This window comes from Halomonas halophila (assembly GCF_030406665.1).
GTDB classification, from domain to species: domain Bacteria; phylum Pseudomonadota; class Gammaproteobacteria; order Pseudomonadales; family Halomonadaceae; genus Halomonas; species Halomonas halophila.
On record NZ_CP129121.1, the window covers coordinates 137,674 to 156,011 of the forward strand.

General features: G+C 67.9%; 17 protein-coding genes. 14 read left to right on the forward strand and 3 right to left on the reverse strand.

Annotation, left to right across the window (positions count from 1 at the left end):
- Positions 1–32: 32 nt before the first annotated feature.
- The 5 genes from QWG60_RS00605 (at position 33) to ahpF (ending at position 5,072) form a co-directional block, all read left to right on the forward strand.
- Positions 33–737, forward strand: a complete 705-nt coding sequence (locus tag QWG60_RS00605; protein WP_146909725.1) for an RNA polymerase sigma factor FliA — start codon at positions 33–35, stop codon at positions 735–737.
- Between the two features lie 241 nt (positions 738–978).
- Positions 979–1,797 (forward strand): motility protein A, encoded by an 819-nt coding sequence (locus QWG60_RS00610; protein ID WP_046077920.1) that lies wholly within the window; start codon positions 979–981, stop codon positions 1,795–1,797.
- Positions 1,790–2,458 (forward strand): OmpA/MotB family protein, encoded by a 669-nt coding sequence (locus tag QWG60_RS00615; protein WP_046077919.1) that lies wholly within the window; start codon positions 1,790–1,792, stop codon positions 2,456–2,458. Before QWG60_RS00610 ends, QWG60_RS00615 begins: the two co-directional genes overlap by 8 nt.
- A 139-nt stretch (positions 2,459–2,597) precedes the next feature.
- Positions 2,598–3,161: an alkyl hydroperoxide reductase subunit C gene (ahpC, locus tag QWG60_RS00620; protein ID WP_035599890.1), complete on the forward strand. Its 564-nt coding sequence runs from the start codon at positions 2,598–2,600 to the stop codon at positions 3,159–3,161.
- A gap of 357 nt (positions 3,162–3,518) precedes the next feature.
- Positions 3,519–5,072 carry an alkyl hydroperoxide reductase subunit F gene (gene ahpF, locus QWG60_RS00625; RefSeq protein WP_146909727.1) on the forward strand — a complete coding sequence of 518 codons (1,554 nt, stop codon included), beginning with the start codon at positions 3,519–3,521 and terminating at the stop codon, positions 5,070–5,072.
- Positions 5,073–5,154: 82 nt separating this feature from the next.
- On the opposite strand, the gene QWG60_RS00630 is transcribed toward ahpF, so the two are convergent.
- Both QWG60_RS00630 and QWG60_RS00635 read right to left on the reverse strand, forming a co-directional pair.
- Positions 5,155–5,718, reverse strand: coding sequence for an invasion associated locus B family protein (locus QWG60_RS00630; RefSeq protein WP_237022303.1), 564 nt, complete (start codon positions 5,716–5,718; stop codon positions 5,155–5,157).
- 58 nt (positions 5,719–5,776) lie between these two features.
- Entirely contained in the window at positions 5,777–6,235 is a 459-nt protein-coding gene (locus tag QWG60_RS00635; RefSeq protein WP_046077917.1) for an Rrf2 family transcriptional regulator, read from the reverse strand.
- A gap of 194 nt (positions 6,236–6,429) precedes the next feature.
- Between QWG60_RS00635 and hemN the strand changes: the two genes are divergently transcribed.
- From hemN to QWG60_RS00675, 8 genes are all read left to right on the forward strand, one after another.
- Positions 6,430–7,815, forward strand: a complete 1,386-nt coding sequence (gene hemN / locus QWG60_RS00640) for an oxygen-independent coproporphyrinogen III oxidase (protein ID WP_107180996.1) — start codon at positions 6,430–6,432, stop codon at positions 7,813–7,815.
- A gap of 333 nt (positions 7,816–8,148) precedes the next feature.
- Positions 8,149–8,712 carry a hypothetical protein gene (locus QWG60_RS00645; protein ID WP_290130912.1) on the forward strand — a complete coding sequence of 188 codons (564 nt, stop codon included), beginning with the start codon at positions 8,149–8,151 and terminating at the stop codon, positions 8,710–8,712.
- A 241-nt stretch (positions 8,713–8,953) separates the two neighbouring features.
- Complete coding sequence (locus QWG60_RS00650; protein ID WP_146909073.1) at positions 8,954–11,065, forward strand: adenosylcobalamin-dependent ribonucleoside-diphosphate reductase; 2,112 nt, start codon at positions 8,954–8,956, stop codon at positions 11,063–11,065.
- A 72-nt stretch (positions 11,066–11,137) separates the two neighbouring features.
- Complete coding sequence (locus QWG60_RS00655; RefSeq protein ID WP_046077914.1) at positions 11,138–11,875, forward strand: hypothetical protein; 738 nt, start codon at positions 11,138–11,140, stop codon at positions 11,873–11,875.
- 288 nt (positions 11,876–12,163) lie between these two features.
- Complete coding sequence (locus QWG60_RS00660) at positions 12,164–13,195, forward strand: amino acid ABC transporter substrate-binding protein (protein ID WP_046077913.1); 1,032 nt, start codon at positions 12,164–12,166, stop codon at positions 13,193–13,195.
- Between the two features lie 74 nt (positions 13,196–13,269).
- Positions 13,270–14,448 carry an amino acid ABC transporter permease gene (locus QWG60_RS00665; RefSeq protein WP_046077912.1) on the forward strand — a complete coding sequence of 393 codons (1,179 nt, stop codon included), beginning with the start codon at positions 13,270–13,272 and terminating at the stop codon, positions 14,446–14,448.
- A gap of 1 nt (position 14,449) precedes the next feature.
- A complete protein-coding gene (locus QWG60_RS00670; protein ID WP_379825920.1) occupies positions 14,450–15,559 on the forward strand; it encodes an amino acid ABC transporter permease in 1,110 nt (369 codons plus the stop codon).
- A gap of 60 nt (positions 15,560–15,619) precedes the next feature.
- The gene (locus QWG60_RS00675; RefSeq protein WP_272899144.1) at positions 15,620–16,390 is read left to right on the forward strand and encodes an amino acid ABC transporter ATP-binding protein; all 771 of its coding nucleotides are present in this window, start codon (positions 15,620–15,622) and stop codon (positions 16,388–16,390) included.
- A 75-nt stretch (positions 16,391–16,465) separates the two neighbouring features.
- Here QWG60_RS00675 and hmpA read toward each other — a convergent pair whose 3' ends face one another.
- Complete coding sequence (gene hmpA / locus QWG60_RS00680; RefSeq protein ID WP_146909075.1) at positions 16,466–17,635, reverse strand: NO-inducible flavohemoprotein; 1,170 nt, start codon at positions 17,633–17,635, stop codon at positions 16,466–16,468.
- Between the two features lie 219 nt (positions 17,636–17,854).
- On the opposite strand from hmpA, the gene QWG60_RS00685 reads away from it, so the two are divergent.
- Positions 17,855–18,316, forward strand: a complete 462-nt coding sequence (locus QWG60_RS00685; protein ID WP_052719249.1) for a globin — start codon at positions 17,855–17,857, stop codon at positions 18,314–18,316.
- Positions 18,317–18,338: the final 22 nt, after the last annotated feature.

The window sequence follows — 18,338 nt, forward strand, 5'->3', positions numbered from 1 at the left end:
GGCCCGTGAGAGCAGAGAGGCGAGGCTGAGCCATGTACACAGCACAAGGCAAGATCGAACAGGACGCGCTGCTGGATGACTACCTGCCGCTGGTGCGCCGTCAGGCGCTGGCGCTGCAGGTGCGTCTGCCGGCGAGCATCGAGCTGGACGACCTGATCCAGGCCGGCACCGTGGGCCTGCTGGAGGCGCTGGGGCGTTTCGATTCGTCCCAGGGCGCGAGCTTCGCCACCTTCGCCAGCCAGCGCATCCGCGGCGCCATGCTCGACGAGCTGCGCAGCCGCGACTGGCTGCCGCGCAGCGTGCGGCGTAATGCCCGGGCCGCCGACGAGGCCGCCCGCCGGCTCGAGCAGGAGCTGGGGCGCCCGGCCGAGGAGACCGAGATCGCCGCGGCCCTGGACATGGACCTCGAGAGCTATCGCCGGCTGCTCAGCGATACCAACAGCGGCCAGCTGCTGCCCTTCGAGGAGCTGATGGCCGAGGGCGGCGAGGGCCGGCTGCTGGAGGACGGCGTCGCCGAGACGCCCTTCGCCCGGCTGATCGACCATCAGCAGCGGACCCAGCTGGTGGAGGCGATCGAGGCGCTGCCGGAGCGCGAGAAGCTGCTGATGGCGCTCTACTACCAGGAAGAGCTCAATCTCAAGGAGATCGGCGCCGTGCTCGGCGTCACCGAGTCCCGGGTCTGTCAGCTGCACAGCCAGGCCGTGGGGCGACTGCGCGGGAAGCTGCGCGACAACTAACCGCATCAAGCTTGGCCGGTCGAGGCCGATAACCATCCACCGGATGGCGACAGGGCTCGGAGGCAATGAGCTTTCCCGGCGCCAGACCGCTGCGAGGGCGCTGTGAACCCTTCCCTGGGCGCTACTTTTGCCATCCATGGCAAAAACCCCTCGCATCGGCCTGTCCCCGGCGCTCATCGGCCCGTATCTCGGGCCACGAACGTCATCCACTTAATCGTCGAAACGCGACAGGGAGTCCCCCATGAACCCGTCCACCCTGATCGGGATCCTGGCCAGCATCGTGATGCTGGCGAGCGTCCTGCTGTTCACCGCCGAGTCGCCGCAGAGCTTCGTCAATCTGCCGGGCCTGGCCATCGTGCTGGCCGGTACCCTGGCCGCGACCTTCATCAGCTATCCGCTCAAGGAGGTGGTGCGGGTGGTGCGCCTGGTGGGCATCGTCTTTCGCCGCGAGAACACCTACATCCGTGACGACATCAAGGAGCTGGTGGACATGTCGCGGCTGTGGTTCAAGGGCGACGTGCGGGCCGTGGAGTCGGCCCTGGAGCAGGCCCGCAATCCCTTTCTCCGCACCGGTATCCAGCTGGTCATCGCCAACACCAAGGAGGAGGAGATCTTCGACCTGCTGCGCTGGCGCATCGCCCGGCTCAAGGCCCGCGAGCACGCCGAGGCGCAGATCTTTCGCACCATGGCCACCTATGCCCCGGCCTTCGGCATGATCGGCACTCTGGTGGGGCTGGTGAACATGCTCGAGGTGATGGAGGCCGGCGACCTGAACGTCATCGGCCCACGCATGGCGGTAGCGCTGCTCACTACCTTCTACGGCATCCTGCTGGCCAACCTGGTGTTCAAGCCCATCGCGGTGAAGCTCGAGCGGCGCACCGAGGAGCGCCTGATCGCCATGAACATGGTGCTCGAGGGCATCTCGCTGATCACCAAGCGGCGCCTGCCGTCGTTCATCGAGGAGACGCTCAACTCCTTCGTCGCCAACTATCACGACGAGATCCGTGACCCGGCGAAGGGCGGCGTTCCCAGCGGCGAGGAGGCCGGGCAGCGTGCTTGACCACGATACCCGCCAGGCGCTGGCGCCGCCCGGGCAGGGCGGCGAGGAAGGCGAGAGCTGGCTGATGAGCTATCTCGACGTCCTGACCCTGCTGATCACCCTGTTCGTGCTGCTGCTCTCCATGAGCAGCCTGGCCACGGGGGAGGGGGAAAGCGAGAAAAGTGAGATCGCCGCGCCGGCCATGCGGGCCGCGCTGGCGGTGGGCGAGGGGCTCCGACCGCGCCATGCCGGGCTGCAGCCGCGCTTCCAGGGGCTCGGCATGGACGGCGTCAGCGTCGAGCGCACCCACCAGGGGCTGACTCTGCGCATCGAGGACCGGCTGCTGTTCGACAGCGGCCGCGCCCGGGTCACCGAGGGCGGCCGGCAGGTGCTTTCGCACCTCGCCGAGCGGCTGGTCGACCTCGGCGGCGAGATATCGGTGGAGGGCCACACCGACAGCCTGCCGATCGCCACCTCGCGCTTCCCCTCCAACTGGGAGCTGTCCACCGGGCGCGCCAGCGCCGTGGTGCGCGCGCTGGCCGAGGAAGGCGTGGCGCGGGACAGCCTGCGGGCCATCGGCTACGCCGACACCCGGCCCCTGGCCGCCAACGACGATGCCGCGGGGCGCGCCGCCAATCGCCGTGTCGAACTGGTTTGGCAGGAGCCCGAGCCCGGCGCCTGAGGCGAACGCAGGCGGAGCGAGAAGCATCGATTAGCTCTTGGCTATCGTCAGCATCGCCCTATTCAATTTAACCAATGAGAGGGGGCTGGGTATTCTGATCGCGTCTTCCCCACACACGCACTCAAACAGGAGCGACGCGATGTCCCTGCTCAACACCGAAGTCAAACCGTTCAACGCCACCGCCTATCACAACGGCGATTTCGTCGAGGTCAGCGAAGAGAGCCTGAAGGGCCAGTGGAGCATCTTCTTCTTCTATCCGGCCGACTTCACCTTCGTCTGCCCGACCGAGCTGGGTGACCTGCAGGACAACTACGAGGCCTTCAAGGCGCTGGGCGTCGAGATCTACGGCGTGTCCACCGACACCCACTTCACCCACAAGGCCTGGCACGACAGCTCCGAGACCATCGGCAAGCTCCAGTACCCGATGCTGGCCGACCCGACCCACGTCGTGTCGCGCAACTTCGAGGTACTGATCGAGGAAGCCGGCATCGCCGACCGTGGCACCTTCGTCGTCGATCCGGACGGCAAGATCCAGATCATCGAGCTGAACGCCGGCAACATCGGCCGTAACGCCGAAGAGCTGCTGCGCAAGGTCAAGGCCGCCCAGTACGTTCGCGCCAACCCCAACGAGGTCTGCCCGGCCAAGTGGGAAGAAGGCGAAGAGACCCTGGCGCCGTCCCTGGACCTGGTCGGCAAGATCTAAGGACACGCCGATTTATTGCTGCGCTCGATATCCTGACCGCCGGCGGTGCTCGCTCTCCTCATGTAGCGAGCTACACTCCGGGAGCTGTGCTCCGGCGGCGGCCAGTCTCTCATCGCTCGCGACATAAATCTGCGCATCCTTTATTGGATCGCTGACCGGCGGGATTTTCCCGCTCCCCGTTACCCCGCCGAGGCGCTGCGCCTCGATCGCCCAACCAGTCGCGCAAGCGAGATCGGGACGACGTCCCGGCGGGGCCCGATTCCGGTTTTTCCTGACACGCTCCCGGGCGCGAGGCTTCGCGACCCGCACGGGGAAGTCGTGTCTGCGAGTCACATATCATCAAGGATTGCCGCCGTTATGTTGGACGACTCTCTGAAGCAACAGCTGAAAGCCTACCTCGGCAAGGTCACGCAACCCTTTGAGCTGGTCGCCACCCTGGATGACGGCGCCAAGTCCAAGGAACTGCACGCTCTTCTCGAGCAGATCGCGGGCCTTTCCGACAAGATCACCCTGTCCACCGAGGGCAGCGACCGGCGCGTGCCGTCCTTCGCCCTGCACCGCGACGGCGAGCCCACTGGGGTAGTGTTCGCCGGCATTCCCATGGGTCACGAGTTCACCTCCCTGGTGCTGGCCCTGCTGCAGGTGGGCGGCCATCCGCCCAAGGCCAGCGACGAGGTCATCGAGCAGATCCGCTCCCTCGACGCCGACCTGCACTTCGAGACCTACTTCTCGCTGTCGTGCCAGAACTGCCCGGACGTGGTCCAGGCGCTGAACCTGATGGCGATCCTCAACCCGCGCATCTCCCACGACGCCATCGACGGCGCCCTGTTCCAGGACGAGGTCGAGGCCCGCGAGGTGATGTCGGTGCCGAGCGTGTTCCTCAACGGCGAGACCTTCGATCAGGGCCGCATGAGCCTGGAACAGATCCTGGCCAAGGTCGACACCGGCGCCGTCGAGCGCGAGGCCGCCAAGCTCAGCGAGAAGCCCGCCTTCGATACGCTGATGATCGGCGGCGGCCCGGCCGGCGCCGCGGCGGCCGTCTATGCGGCGCGCAAGGGCATTCGCACCGGCGTGGCCGCCGAGCGCTTCGGCGGCCAGGTGCTGGACACCCTGTCGATCGAGAACCTGATCTCGGTGCCCCACACCGAGGGCCCCAAGCTGGCCGCGGCGCTGGAGGAGCACGTCAAGGAATACGACGTCGACATCATGAACCTGCAGCGCGCCGTCGAGCTGGTCCCGGGCGAGCCGGGCGGCGAGCACGAGGTGCGCTTCGCCTCCGGCGCCAGCCTCCGGAGCAAGACCCTGGTGCTGGCCACCGGCGCCCGCTGGCGCGAGATGAACGTGCCGGGCGAGGCCGAGTACCGCAACAAGGGCGTGGCCTACTGCCCGCACTGCGACGGCCCGCTGTTCAAGGGCAAGCGCGTGGCGGTGATCGGCGGCGGCAACTCCGGCGTCGAGGCGGCCATCGACCTGGCCGGCATCGTCGGCGAGGTCACGCTGATCGAGTTCATGGACGAACTGCGCGCCGACGAGGTGCTGCAGAAGAAGCTCGCCAGCCTGCCCAACGTCGAAGTGATCAAGGGCGCGCGCACCACCGAGGTCAACGGCGACGGCAACCGCGTCACCGGCCTGACCTACGAGGAGCGCGCCTCCGGGGAACTGCGCGAGCTGGCCCTCGAGGGCGTCTTCGTGCAGATCGGTCTGGTGCCCAACACCGAGTGGCTGAAGGACTCGCCCATCGAACTCTCCGAGCGCGGCGAGATCGTGGTCGACGAGCGCGGCATGACCTCGGTGCCCGGCATCTTCGCCGCCGGCGACGTCACCACCGTGCCCTACAAGCAGATCGTCATCGCCATGGGCGAGGGCTCCAAGGCCGCCCTGGGCGCCTTCGATCACCTGATCCGCAGCTGATCGCCCCGCGGTTCATGCGGGACGCCCTCGCCGCTTTGCGGCGGGGGCGTCCTGCGTTGGGCGGGAAAATAACGGCGAGGGCTCACCCCGCGCGGCAGAGCGTCTCCATGCGGGCCAGCGCGGCGTCGGCGCCGTCCAGGCTGAAGACCAGGAACCAGTGGTCGTCCTCGGCGCGATGGAGGCGCAGGCGCAGCGTCTCGCCGCCGCGCATCTCGTCGAGCACCTCGTCGGTGTCGGGCAGCACCAGGCGCGCGTAGAAGCCGCTGTTGCCGCGCTCGGTGATGAACTCGGCCCGGCCCTGGTGGACCCAGCCCTCATCGATCAGCAGGTCCACCGGTACCCGGTTGACGGTGCCGGTCTCGGCCTGGACCTCGTCGAGCTCGACGCGCAGCTCGAGCCAGGGGCGATCGCAGGCGTCCGGCGTGGCGTTGACGCTGAACACGCTGTCGCTATAGCTGTGCTGCTCGATGGCGCGCACGTGGCGTTCGTTCCCCAGCCGCAGCACCAGCGAGTGCCAGTCGCCGTGGGCTCGGGCGTCGTCGACGTTGTAGCTGCCGGCCAGCGCCGGGGTGGCGAGGGTCATGCCCATCAGCGCGCTTAGCGAGAGAGGCATCAGGCAAGAGAGGAAGGGGCGTGAGGAGAACATGCGGGCATCCATGACCGTGGCGTCGGGAGACTAGCACGCGGTGTCGAAGCTGTCGGCCTTACGAGGCCTGTGAGGCGTCCTCGATATTCAGCAGCTGGACCAGCTCGGCGCGCTGCTGGCCCAGCAGGTCGGCGAGGGTGTAGCGGTCGAGCACCGACAGGAAGGCCGCCAGGGCCTCGCCGAGGATCGGCTTCAGCCGGCAAGCGGGGGTGATGGTGCAGGCGTTGCCGTCGCGGAAGCATTCCACCAGGCTGAGGTCGGGCTCGGTGTCGCGCACCAGCCCGCCCAGCGAGATCTCGGCGGGCGCCCGCTTCAGCCGCAGGCCGCCGTGCTTGCCGCGGGTGGCGGTCAGGTAGCCGAGCCGATTGAGCTCCTGCACCACCTTCATCAGATGGTTGCGCGAGATGGCGAAGCGCTCGGCGATCTCCGAGATGGTCGCGCGCTCCTCGTCCTGCCCCTTCACGGCCAGATAGATCAGCACGCGTAGCGAGTAGTCGGTGAATCGGGTCAGGCGCATGGGGTCTCCGGACGCGGCGGGAAGCGGTCTTCATTCTATCACGGCGAGGGCGGGCTCCCGGCACGTCGCGTCGCCGCGGCGTTTCGCCGCGATCGGCGGCGGTGAATTGACCGGCATCAAGCCGGCGCCGGGTGGTACCCGTGGGGCCGCGGGCGGGCTGGCATAATATGGGCAGCGTTCATGGAGGTCCGATCATGCCCCAGCCACAGCCGTTCATCCGCCCCCTCGTCGAGAAGTACGACCGCCCCGGGCCGCGCTATACCTCCTATCCCACGGCGCCGCAGTTCCATGCCGCCTTCGCCGAGGACGATTATCGGGCCCAGGCCGCCCAGAGCCATCGCGTCGCCGCGCCCAAGCCGCTGTCGGCCTACGTGCACGTCCCCTTCTGCGAAAGCCTCTGCTATTACTGCGCTTGCCACAAGATCGTCACCCATCGCCGCGAGCGGGCGGCCGAGTATCTCGCCCTGCTGAAGCGCGAGATCGGTCTCCAGGCCGAACTCTTCGATAGTGAGCGCACGCTTGCCCAGCTGCACCTGGGTGGCGGCACGCCGACCTATCTGAACACTGCCCAGCTCGGTGAGCTGATGGAGGCCCTGGCGGCGGGCTTTCGCTTCGCGCCCCCCGAGGCCCGGGAGTTTTCCCTGGAGGTCGACCCGCGTACCGTCACCCCGTCGCAGCTGCATGAGCTGCGTGCGCTGGGCTTCAATCGCCTGAGCTTCGGCGTTCAGGACTTCGACCCCGAGGTGCAGGCGGCGGTCAACCGCGTCCAGGGCGAGGCCGAGGTGGCCGCCTTGATGACGGCCGCCCGGGACGCCGGCTTCCACTCGGTGAGCGTCGATCTGATCTACGGCCTGCCACGCCAGACCGTGGCCAGCTTCGCGGCCACCCTGGACAAGATCGTCGCCCTGCGGCCGGATCGCATCGCCACCTACAGCTATGCCCATCTGCCCGAGCGCTTCAAGGCCCAGCGGCTGATCCGCGACGAGGACATGCCGCCGCCCGAGCGCAAGCTCGAGCTACTGGAGCTGACCATCCATCGCCTGACCGACGCCGGCTACGTCTACATCGGCATGGACCACTTCGCGCTGCCCGACGACGAACTGGTCCGGGCCCAGCGCGAAGGTACCCTGCAGCGCAACTTCCAGGGCTACTCCACCCACGCCGACTGCGATCTGATCGGGCTTGGCGTCAGCGCCATCGGCGAGGTCGGAGACGGCTACAGCCAGAACGTCAAGGAGATCGCCGCCTATCGCGAGCGCCTCGAGGCCGGGCGGCTGCCGGTGCTGCGCGGCTACCGGCTCGACGACGAGGATCGCCTGCGCCGCGACGTCATCCACGCCCTGATGTGCCATGGTCGCGTGGACGTCGATGCCATCGAGGCGCGTCACGGCATCGACTTCGCCGGCCACTTCGACGATGCCCTGAAGGCCCTGGCGCCGATGCGTGACGATGGCCTGATCACGCTGGGCGAGCGCCGCCTCGAGGTGCGCCCGGCCGGCCGTCTGATGTTGCGCAACCTGGCCATGGTCTTCGATGCCTACCTGGACGGCGACAAGGTGCGCTACTCCCGGACCGTCTAGGCGTGGTCCCAGGGGAGCGTGATCGCCCTGTCACCCCGGTACGAGTTTCCTGCCGTCTGCCAGGCAGCCGTTTGCCTGATTCCCTCGTCGCGATAATCAGCGGCCCTTCCGATGGTGAAGCCTGCGTTCTGTGACGATGCTTAGCTTGCGTGTAACAAAATGTTGTATGGCGTTATGTCGCGTCGACGGCGAGGGCCGGCGGCGGGGGAGGGCGAGATGCAAGGGTTCAAGTTGGCTGCCCTGGTCGTCGCCGTGGGCTGTCTGTCAGCCGCCGGCGTACAGGCGCAGTCGGGAGTCGAGGGTTCCGGGGGCAGCACGCTCTCGGAAGACGAGATGGCGAGGGTCGCCAACGATCAACTGACCGAGCCGGCCGGGTCGGGGAGCCTGACCGATGCCGAGATTGACGCGTTGCTCGAGGACCTGCCGGCGCCGGCCGCCGGGGGCGGCGGTGGTGGCTGCGGCGGTGGGCTGCTGGACGGATGCGACGGCACCTTCCTGCCCCTGATTGCCGCCGTGCCGAGCGAGGAGGTCATTCCCGCGCCGACTGTGCCCACCACGCCCACTGGCGCACCCACCACACCAACGAATGGTAACGATGGCGGCGGCGATGGCGGTAATGGTGGCGGGGGTGACGGCGGCGGTAATGGCGGCGGCGGTGACGGCGGCGGTAATGGTGGCGGCGGCGGCGGTGGTTCCGGCGGCGGCGGCGGTGGTTCCGGCGGCGGCGGTGGTTCCGGCGGCGGCGGTGGTGGTTCCGGCGGCGGCGGTGGTGGTTCCGGCGGCGGCGGTGGTGGTTCCGGCGGCGGCGGTGGTTCCGGAGCCGGTGGTAATGGTGGCAACGCTGGAGGAGGTGGCGGAGCCGGTGGTACCGGTTCAGGTGCCGGCGGCGGCTTCTGACGCGTGTTGCCTGATGCCAAGCTTGGCGCCCGACCTTCACGGTCGGGCGCTTTCTTTCGTCCGCGGCTCGGGCGGATGATCCATATCATGTGTGTTGAGAGTGATTTTCGTCTATATATGGTAGTCAGATATCGCGCCGTCGGGAGCGGGCCCGTGCCATGCGACCTCCGCCGCCGGGATGCTCCGCGACAGGCGGTCGTGCGCGACCGCTGCCGTTTTCACCGCACATGAGAGAGAATCGATGCGTACCACCACTGCCAAGGATGCGCCCAGCGTCGACGAGGTGCCGCTGCAGGCGCCTTCGCTCGATATCTGGGACAGCAAGTATCGCCTCAAGGACCGTCACGGCCGGCCGGTGGACGCCGACCCCGCCGCCACCCGGGAGCGGGTGGCCCGGGCGCTGGCCGCGGTGGAGGACGACGCCGAGGCCTGGCTGCCCCAGTTCCGCTGGGCGCTGGACAACGGCGCCATCCCGGCCGGGCGCATTGTCGCCAACGCCGGGGCGGAGGCCGTCAAGCCGGCGGTCAGCCTGATCAACTGCACGGTCTCGCGCACCCTCCACGATTCGATGCGTGACATCCTCGAGGGCGTGGTGGAAGCCGGCATGACCCTCAAGGCGGGCTGCGGCATCGGCTATGACTTTTCGACCCTGCGTCCCCGCGGCGCCTTCGTGTTCGGCGCCGGGGCCGGCACTAACGGCCCGCTGGCGTTCATGGATATCTACGACAGGATGTGCTTCACCGTGGCTTCGGCGGGCGGGCGCCGCGGCGCCCAGATGGGGACCTTCGACGTCGGCCATCCGGACGTGAAGAGCTTCATCGAGGCCAAGCGCGAGGCCGGCCGGCTACGCCAGTTCAACCTCAGCCTGCTGATCACCGACGAGTTCATGGAGGCGGTTCGCGCCGACGCCGACTGGCCGCTGGCGTTCCCGCTGCATCCCGCCGAGAAGGACGACGTCGACGACAGCGAACTGATCTACCGCGACTGGCCGGTGGTCGAGGAGGGCTACACCCTCGACGACCAGGGCCGGGTGGCCTGCCGCGTGGTCGAGACGGTCCGCGCCCGCGGGCTGTGGGACACCATCATGCGCTCCACCTACGACTTCGCCGAGCCGGGCTTCATCCTGATCGACCAGGTCAATCGCATGAACAACAACTGGTTCTGCGAGGAGATCCGCGCCACCAACCCCTGCGGCGAGCAGCCGCTGCCGCCCGAGGGCGCCTGCCTGCTGGGCTCGATCAACCTCACGCGCTTCGTGCTCGAGCCCTTCGGCGAGGCGCCGCGCTTCGACTGGGAGCGCTACCGCCGGGTGGTGGCGATCTTCACCCGCATGCTCGATAACGTGGTGGAGATCAGCGGCCTGCCGCTCGACGGCCAGCGCCGCGAGATCGCGGCCAAGCGCCGCCACGGTATGGGCTTTTTGGGGCTGGGCTCGGCGCTGACCATGCTCAAGCTGCCCTACGGCTCGCCGGAGTCGCTGGCCTTTACCGAGGAAGTCAGCCGGGTGCTGGCGGTCGAGGGCTGGAAGCAGGCCCTGGCGCTGGCCAAGGAGAAGGGCATGGCGCCGGTGCTGGCCGAGTCGTTCGAGCTGACGCCGCGCATGCTGCGCGAGCGCCCGGAGCTCAAGCAGGACGGCTATCAGGCCGGCGACCGGGTGCCGGGGCGAATCCTGCACGCCCGCTACAGCCGCTACATGCAGAAGGTCGCCGAGGTCGAGCCCGAGCTGGTGGCCGAGCTCGCCGAGCACGGCGCGCGCTTCACCCATCACAGCTCCATCGCGCCCACCGGCACCATTTCGCTGTCGCTGGGCAACAACGCCTCCAACGGCATCGAGCCGTCCTTCTCGCATCGCTACTTCCGCAACGTCATTCGCGCCGGGCGCAAGACCAAGGAGCAGATCGAGGTGGTCTCCTTCGAGCTGGCGGCCTATCGCCATGTCGTCGCCCCCGAGGCCGTGGAGAGTGACCTGCCGGACTACTTCGTCACCGCCGACGGCGTCTCGCCGGCCCAGCACGTGGCGGTGCAGGCCGCCGCCCAGGCCTGGATCGACTCGGCGATCTCCAAGACCGTCAACGTGCCCACCGATTTCGCCTACGAGGACTTCCAGGATCTCTACCTGGACGCCTACGACAGCCGGCTCAAGGGCTGCACTACCTTCCGCTTCAATCCCGAGGCCTTCCAGGGCGTGCTGGTGCGCGAGGACGACCTCAAGAATACCGTCTACGTCTTCGAGCTGGAGAACGGCGAACGGCTGGAGCTTTCCGGCGACGAGACGGTGATCTACGAGGGCGAGGAGCACACCGCGGCGAACCTGCACGATGCGCTCAAGGAGGGCACCTATGGCAAGTGGTAAACCAGGGCTCGCGACGGCCATGAACGGCCGTCCGTCAAACGACACCGCATCGGCTTTCACAGGAGCCCCGTCATGAGCATCGAGATCACCTCCAAGATCCTGTCGTCCCGTGTCCGACAGCCCCAGGACGTGCCGCCGCCGGCCGACGAGGACCCGCTGACGCGGCGCATTCCCTCGCGCCCCGAGGGCACTCTGGAGGCGGTGTCGGAGAAGATCTCCTACGTCGGCGCCGAGGGCCGGCGCAAGGTCTACCTGCTGGTGTCCTTCATGCCGGTGGAGGGCGTGTTGAACGGCGAGCGGGTGGTCATCGAGCGCCCGGTGGAGTTCTTCCTGCCCTCCGGGCAGCTGTCCAGCGAGCACCAGTGGATCACCGCCACCATGCGCAGCCTGTCGCTGGCCGCTCGCGGCGGCTACGTCACCCAGGCGGTGGCCGACCTGCGCAAGGTGGCCTGGGACAAGGGCCGGGTGCGCTGCGGCATGAACCGCTGGGGCAAGCCGATGTTCCACGATTCCGAGGTCGCCGCCATCGCCTGGTCGATCCAGCAGATCCTCTACCGGCGGGGCTTCCTCGACCAGGACGGCCTGCAGGTGCCGGTGGAGGAGCTGGTGGCGCGCCACGCCCGGCGCCTGGCCGGCCGGCCCTGGCATCCGCCCGGCCCCGAGGAGCAGGCCCATGCCGAGCGCGCGGCCGAGGCCGGCCAGGGCGGGCCCATCGTGGTCGGCCAGTGCCCGGAGTGCGGCGGCGATCTGGTGATGATGGACGGTTGCCCGACGTGCTATTCGGGGTGCGGCTGGTCGAAGTGCGGCTGAGCGTCGTACGAAAACGCTCTGCGCTCGCCGAGTCTTCGTTCCAGCACTGATTCGCGCGATGGACCGATGCGAATCGCCGAGCCGGTCAACGCTCGGCGAGGTGTCGGACGATCCCCGACACGACCGTCAGCCCCGGCCGGTGCCGGGGCTTGTTTGTTGCGATGCAGCACAACAGATCGAATCGAACGTTTAAATGCAAGCCCGTGCGCCGACTCTCGGCTCTGTTATGTTCGTCCTTGCTGAATAACAAGCACAAACATTTTCTCAACAGCAATGGAGTCTAGGATCATGCGCTACAACAACAAGACGCTGATCGCCCTGTCCGTCGCGACCCTCGGCCTCGCGGCGGTCAGCACCACCGCCTCGGCCGCCACCCTCGACGAGGTGAAGGAGCGCGGCAACCTGCGCTGCGGCGTCAACGTCGGGCTGTCCGGCTTCTCCTCGCCGGACGAGAACGGCAACTGGCAGGGGCTGGACGTCGAGACCTGCCGCGCGGTGTCCTCGGCCATCTTCGGCGATCCGGAGAAGGTGGTCTTCACCCCGCTGACCGCCAAGGAGCGCTTCACCGCCCTGCAGTCCGGCGAGATCGACGTGCTGTCGCGCAACACCACCTGGACGGCCACCCGCGACAACTCCCTGGGCCTCAACTTCACCACCACCACCTTCTACGACGGCCAGGGCTTCATGGTCGCCAAGGACCTCGGCATCGAGAGCCTGGAGGACCTCGACGGCGCCTCCATCTGCATCCAGTCGGGCACCACCCACGAGCTGAACCTGGCCGACTACTTCCCCTCCCGGGGCATCGACATCAACACCGTGACCTTCGACACCCCGGACCAGACGGCCCAGGGCTTCGCCAGCGGCCGATGTGACGTGCTGACCTCCGACACCTCCCAGCTCAGCGCCCTGCGCCTGCAGCTGCCGGAGCCGGACAGCGTCGAGATCCTCACCGAGCTGATCTCCAAGGAGCCGTTGGGTCCGGTGGTGCGCCAGGGCGACGATCAGTGGCTGGACATCGTCCAGTGGTCGGTGTTCGCCATGGTCAACGCCGAGGAACTGGGCGTGACCAGCGACAACGTCGACGAGATGCAGCAGAACCCGCCCAATCCCCAGGTCGCACGCCTGCTAGGCGACGACGGCAACTACGGCGAGCAGATGGGCCTCGAGAACGACTGGGCCTACGACATCATCGCCCAGGTCGGCAATTACGGTGAGGTGTTCTCCGCCACCGTGGGCGAGGAGTCCCCGCTCGCCATCGGCCGCGGCATGAACGCGCTGTGGAACGAGGGCGGCATCCTCTACGCACCGCCCATCCGCTGATCGGCGTCGATCCTTCGTCTCCCCTCACCCCCGCCCGGGGGTGAGGGGCCGTTACCCTGCATTCGAGGCTCGACATGCTGCGTTCTTCGTCTTCCGAGCGGGGGCCGCTGTGGCGCGACCCCGCCGTGCGCGCGCTGGTGATCCAGGCCCTGCTGCTGCTGGGGCTGGCGGCGCTGATCGTGATGCTGGTGACCAACACCCTGGCCAACCTCGAGGCCCGGGGCATCACCACCGGCCTGGGCTTCCTCCAGGAGCGGGCCGGCTTCTCCATTCCCCAGACGCTGATCGCCTACAGCGGCGACAGCACCTACGGCCGCACCTTCGTGGTGGGGCTGCTCAACACCTTGCTGGTGTCCGGCCTCGGCATTGTCGCGGCCACGGTCATCGGCTTCGCGGTGGGCATCGCCCGGCTCTCGAGCAACTGGCTGCTGGCCCGGTTGGCCGCCGCCTACGTCGAGATCTTCCGCAACATTCCACTGCTGGTGCAGATCCTGTTCTGGTACTTCGCCGTGCTCCAGGCGCTGCCCAGCCCGCGCCAGAGCCTGTCGCTGTTCGAGGCGCTGTTCCTCAACGTGCGCGGCCTGGTGATGCCGGCCCCTGTGGCCCAGCCGGGCTTTGATGCCACCCTCTGGGCGCTGGCCCTGGCGGTGGCCGCGGTGGTGGGGCTTTCGCTCTACGCGCGGCGGCTGCAGACCCGCACCGGCAAGGCACTGCCGGTCTACCGGCTCGGCGCGCTGATCCTGCTCGGCCTGCCGCTGGCGGTGTTCCTGGTGACCGGGCGGCCGCTGGCCTGGGACGTGCCGGCGCTGGCCGGCTTCAACTTCTCTGGCGGCGTGACGATCATCCCCGAGCTGATGGCGCTGTGGCTGGCGCTGTCGATCTACACCGCCTCCTTCATCGCCGAGATCGTGCGCTCGGGCATCCAGTCGGTGCCGAGCGGGCAGGTCGAGGCCGCCCGGGCGATCAGCCTTCCCGGCAACATCACCCTGCGCAAGATCGTGATTCCCCAGGCGATGCGGGTCATCGTGCCCCAGCTCACCAGCCAGTACCTGAACCTGATCAAGAACTCCTCGCTGGCCACGGCCATCGGCTACCCGGACCTGGTGGCGGTGTTCGCCGGCACCACCCTCAACCAGACCGGCCAGGCCATCGAGATCATCGCCATGACCATGGCGGTCTACCTGCTGATCAGCCTGGTGGTGTCGGCGCTGATGAACCTCTACAACGCCCGCACCCTGATGAAGGAGCGCTGACATGGCCGAGATGGCGACACGAATCGAGATGATCGAGGCGCGCCGGCCGCCGGACCTGCGCCGCGGTGTGATGGGCTGGCTGCGCGCCAACCTCTTCAACGGGCCGCTCAACAGCGTCATCACCCTGTGCGTGCTGGCGGTGCTGGGCTGGGGGCTGTGGCCGCTGGTGCAGTGGGCGCTGATCGACGCCGACTGGCTGGGCTCGACCCGCGAGGCCTGCAGCGGCGAGGGCGCCTGCTGGGTGTTCATCAGCGCCCGCTACGAGACCATCGTCTACGGCTTCTATCCCGAGGCCGCTCGCTGGCGGGTCGATACGGTGTTCATGATGCTGGGGCTGCTGATCGCCTGGCTGGCGATTCCCCGGCTGCCGGCCAAGCGCTGGGTGGGTCTGTTCGCCCTGGTCGGCTTCCCGGCGGTGGCCTACGTGCTGCTGCTCGGCGGCCACTTCGGGCTGATGGCGGTGCCGACCCGCGAATGGGGCGGGCTGATGCTGACCCTGACGGTGGCCGTCGTGGGCATCGTCGGCTCGCTGCCGCTGGGCGTGGTGCTGGCGCTGGGGCGTCGCTCGCAGATGCCGTTGGTGCGCGGCGTGTGCGTGGTGTTCATCGAGTTCTGGCGCGGCGTGCCGCTGATCACGGTGCTGTTCATGGCCTCGGTGATGCTGCCGTTGTTCGTGCCCAGCGAGGTGGAGTTCGACAAGCTGCTGCGGGCGCTGATCGGCATCATGTTCTTCTGGAGCGCCTACATGGCCGAGGTGGTGCGCGGCGGCCTGCAGGCCATTCCCAAGGGACAGGAGGAGGCCGCCAAGGCGCTGGGCATGGGCTACTGGCGACGCATGGGGCTGATCGTGCTGCCCCAGGCGCTGAAGCTGGTGATCCCCGGCATCGTCAACACCTTCATCGCGCTGTTCAAGGACACTTCACTGGTGCTGATCATCGGCCTGTTCGATCTGCTGGCGATCATCCGCTCGGGGCTCACCGACAGCAACTGGCTGGGCTTCGCCACCGAGGGCTACGTGTTCGCGGCGCTGATGTTCTGGATCTTCTGCTTCAGCATGTCGCGCTACAGCCAGTACATCGAGCGGCGCCTGCATACCGGCCACAAGAGCTGACCGGCAGGCACGGAATAACAAGCACTTAACAAACGCTTTCAAGAACGAGGAAACACCGGCATGGCGACCACCAACACGGCCAGCGCCCCCGCCGACGAGCCGATGATCTCGGTCGAGGGGCTCAACAAGTGGTACGGCGACTTCCACGTCCTGCGCGACATCGACCTGAGGGTGGCGAAGGGCGAACGCATCGTCATCTGCGGCCCTTCGGGGTCGGGCAAGTCGACCCTGATCCGCTGCCTCAACCACCTCGAGGAGCATCAGCAGGGCCGCATCGTCGTCGACGGCGTGACCATGACCCAGGACGTGAAGCGCATCGAGCAGATCCGACGCAACGTCGGCATGGTCTTCCAGCACTTCAACCTGTTCCCGCATCTGTCGGTGCTCGACAACTGCTGCATCTCCCAGACCTGGGTGCAGAAGAAGCCCCGGGCCGAGGCGGAGAAGACCGCCATGGAGTTCCTCGAGCGAGTGCGCATCGCCGACCAGGCGCACAAGTATCCCGGCCAGCTCTCCGGCGGCCAGCAGCAGCGCGTGGCCATCGCCCGGGCGCTGTGCATGCGCCCCGAGGTGATGCTGTTCGACGAGCCCACGTCGGCGCTGGACCCGGAGATGATCAAGGAGGTGCTCGACGTCATGGTCGAGCTGGCCCAGGACGGCATGACCATGCTCTGCGTGACCCACGAGATGGGCTTCGCCAAGACCGTGGCGGACCGCGTCATCTTCATGGACCAGGGCCAGATTATCGAGCAGGCCCCGCCGGAGACCTTCTTCAATCACCCGGAATCGGACCGAACGAAGCTGTTCTTGAGCCAGATACTCGGCCACTGAGCCGGTTCTGGTCGGGGCTACAAAAACGGCCCGGACGCCAAGGCGTCCGGGCCGTTCTTTATGAGGCGAGGATGATCAGGCGGCGTCGAGGGGACGCGCCGGGCCGAAGTGTTCGTAGTGGCGACGCTCGTCGGGAATGCCCAGCGCCTTCAGGCTGCGGTCCACGGCGGACATGAACCCCTGGGGGCCGACGAAGTAGCAGCGCGCGCCTTCGGGCAGGTAGCGGGCCAGCAGGTCGCGGTCCACGCGGCCGAGGTGATCGGCGCCGTCGCCGCTTTCCTGAACGCTGACCGCGGTCAGCCGCTCGGGATGCTCGTCGGCCAGGGCCGCGAGCTCGTCGGCGAAGGCGCGCTGCTCGGCGTCCTGGGCGGCGTGCAGGTAGACCACCCGGCGGCCCTCGGCCAGGGCCTGGCGGGCGATCGGCAGCATCGGCGTCTGGCCGACGCCGCCGCTGGCGAGCAGCAGGGGCTCGTCGCCGGCCATCAGGGTCAGCTCGCCGGCGGGCGGCAGCAGCTCCAGGGTGTCGCCCACGGCCATGGCATCGTGCAGGTGCCGGCTGGCTACGCCGCCGTCCTCGCGTTTCACCGAGATGCGAACGCTGCGGCCGTTGGGCAGCGCCGAGAGGCTGTAGTGGCGATGGACCGGCTGGCCGTCGATGGTCAGGCGCACGCCGATGTACTGGCCGGGGAGATGCTCGGCCACGGGGCCACCGTCGGTGGGTTCCAGCACGAAGGAGCGGATCACCGAGCTTTCCTGGCGGGTCTCGGCGATGCGGAACTCGCGCGGGCCACGCCAGCCGCCGGGCCGCTGTTCGAAGGTCCAGTAGCGCTTTTCCTCGAGCTCGATCAGCAGGCCGGCGAGCTCCTCGTAGAGCGCGCCCCAGGCGTCGGCGATCTCCGGCGTCACGGCATCGCCCAGCACCTCGCCGATGGCGGCCATCAGGCACTCGCCGACGATCGGGTACTGCTCGGGGCGGATGTCCAGCGACACGTGCTTGCTGACCACCGTGGCCAGCACCTCGTGCACCCGTTCGGGGTCCTGGCGCAGCTGCACGTAGGCGAGCACCGCCGCGGCCAGCGCCCGCGGCTGTCCGCCGTTGGCCTGGTGGGTCTGGTTGAACAGCGGCGCGACCTCGGGGTAACGCTCGAACATCAGCGGATAGAAGCGCTGGGTGATGGCATCGAGATGCTCGGCGACCACCGGGGCGGTGGCGGCGATCAGGCTTTCCTGGGCTTGAGTCAGCATGGGCGGCTCCTGGGCAAGAGTGGGCGGCGCGTCTCTTTAAGATGCATTTAAAATACCTCTAAAGAGGGGCGGCCCACCAGCCCCCGAGGTGGGCAAGATTGTCGCAGTCGCGTCTTGTCCTGATCTCGGTCAAGAATGACGGCCCGAGCCTCGCACATCGTCGGGAAAGGGAGGGGCGGCTAGGCTGGTAGGCAGGCGACGCTTCGGCGGGGAGGGCGCATGGATATCGTCAGGGTCTTCGATGCCAGCTATGCACGAGCCCTGGCCCATGAGGTCGAGGGTCAGGGGTTCTTCGATGCCTTCTACCGACGCTTCCTGGAGGGGTCGACGGAGGTGGCCGAGAAGTTCCGCGGCATCGACATGGATCGCCAGCAGGCGATGCTCAAGAAATCCTTCTATCACCTGATCAGCCTCTACGCGGCCAGCCATGACGGCGACTACCTGGCGCGGGTGGCGATTCGCCACAACCGCGCGCATCTGGACATCCGTCCGGCGCTCTATGATCGCTGGCTGGAGGCAATGATGGCGACGCTGCGCGAGTACGATCCCGAGTGCGGCGACGAGGAGGAGCTGGCCTGGCGGCTGGTGATGGCCCCGGGGATCGCCTACATGAAGTTCCACTACGACCGTGAGGCACCAGTGGGCGATAGGGACGCCGAGGACGACGCATTCGACGGATAAGGACGTTTCTTGATGCCTGTCA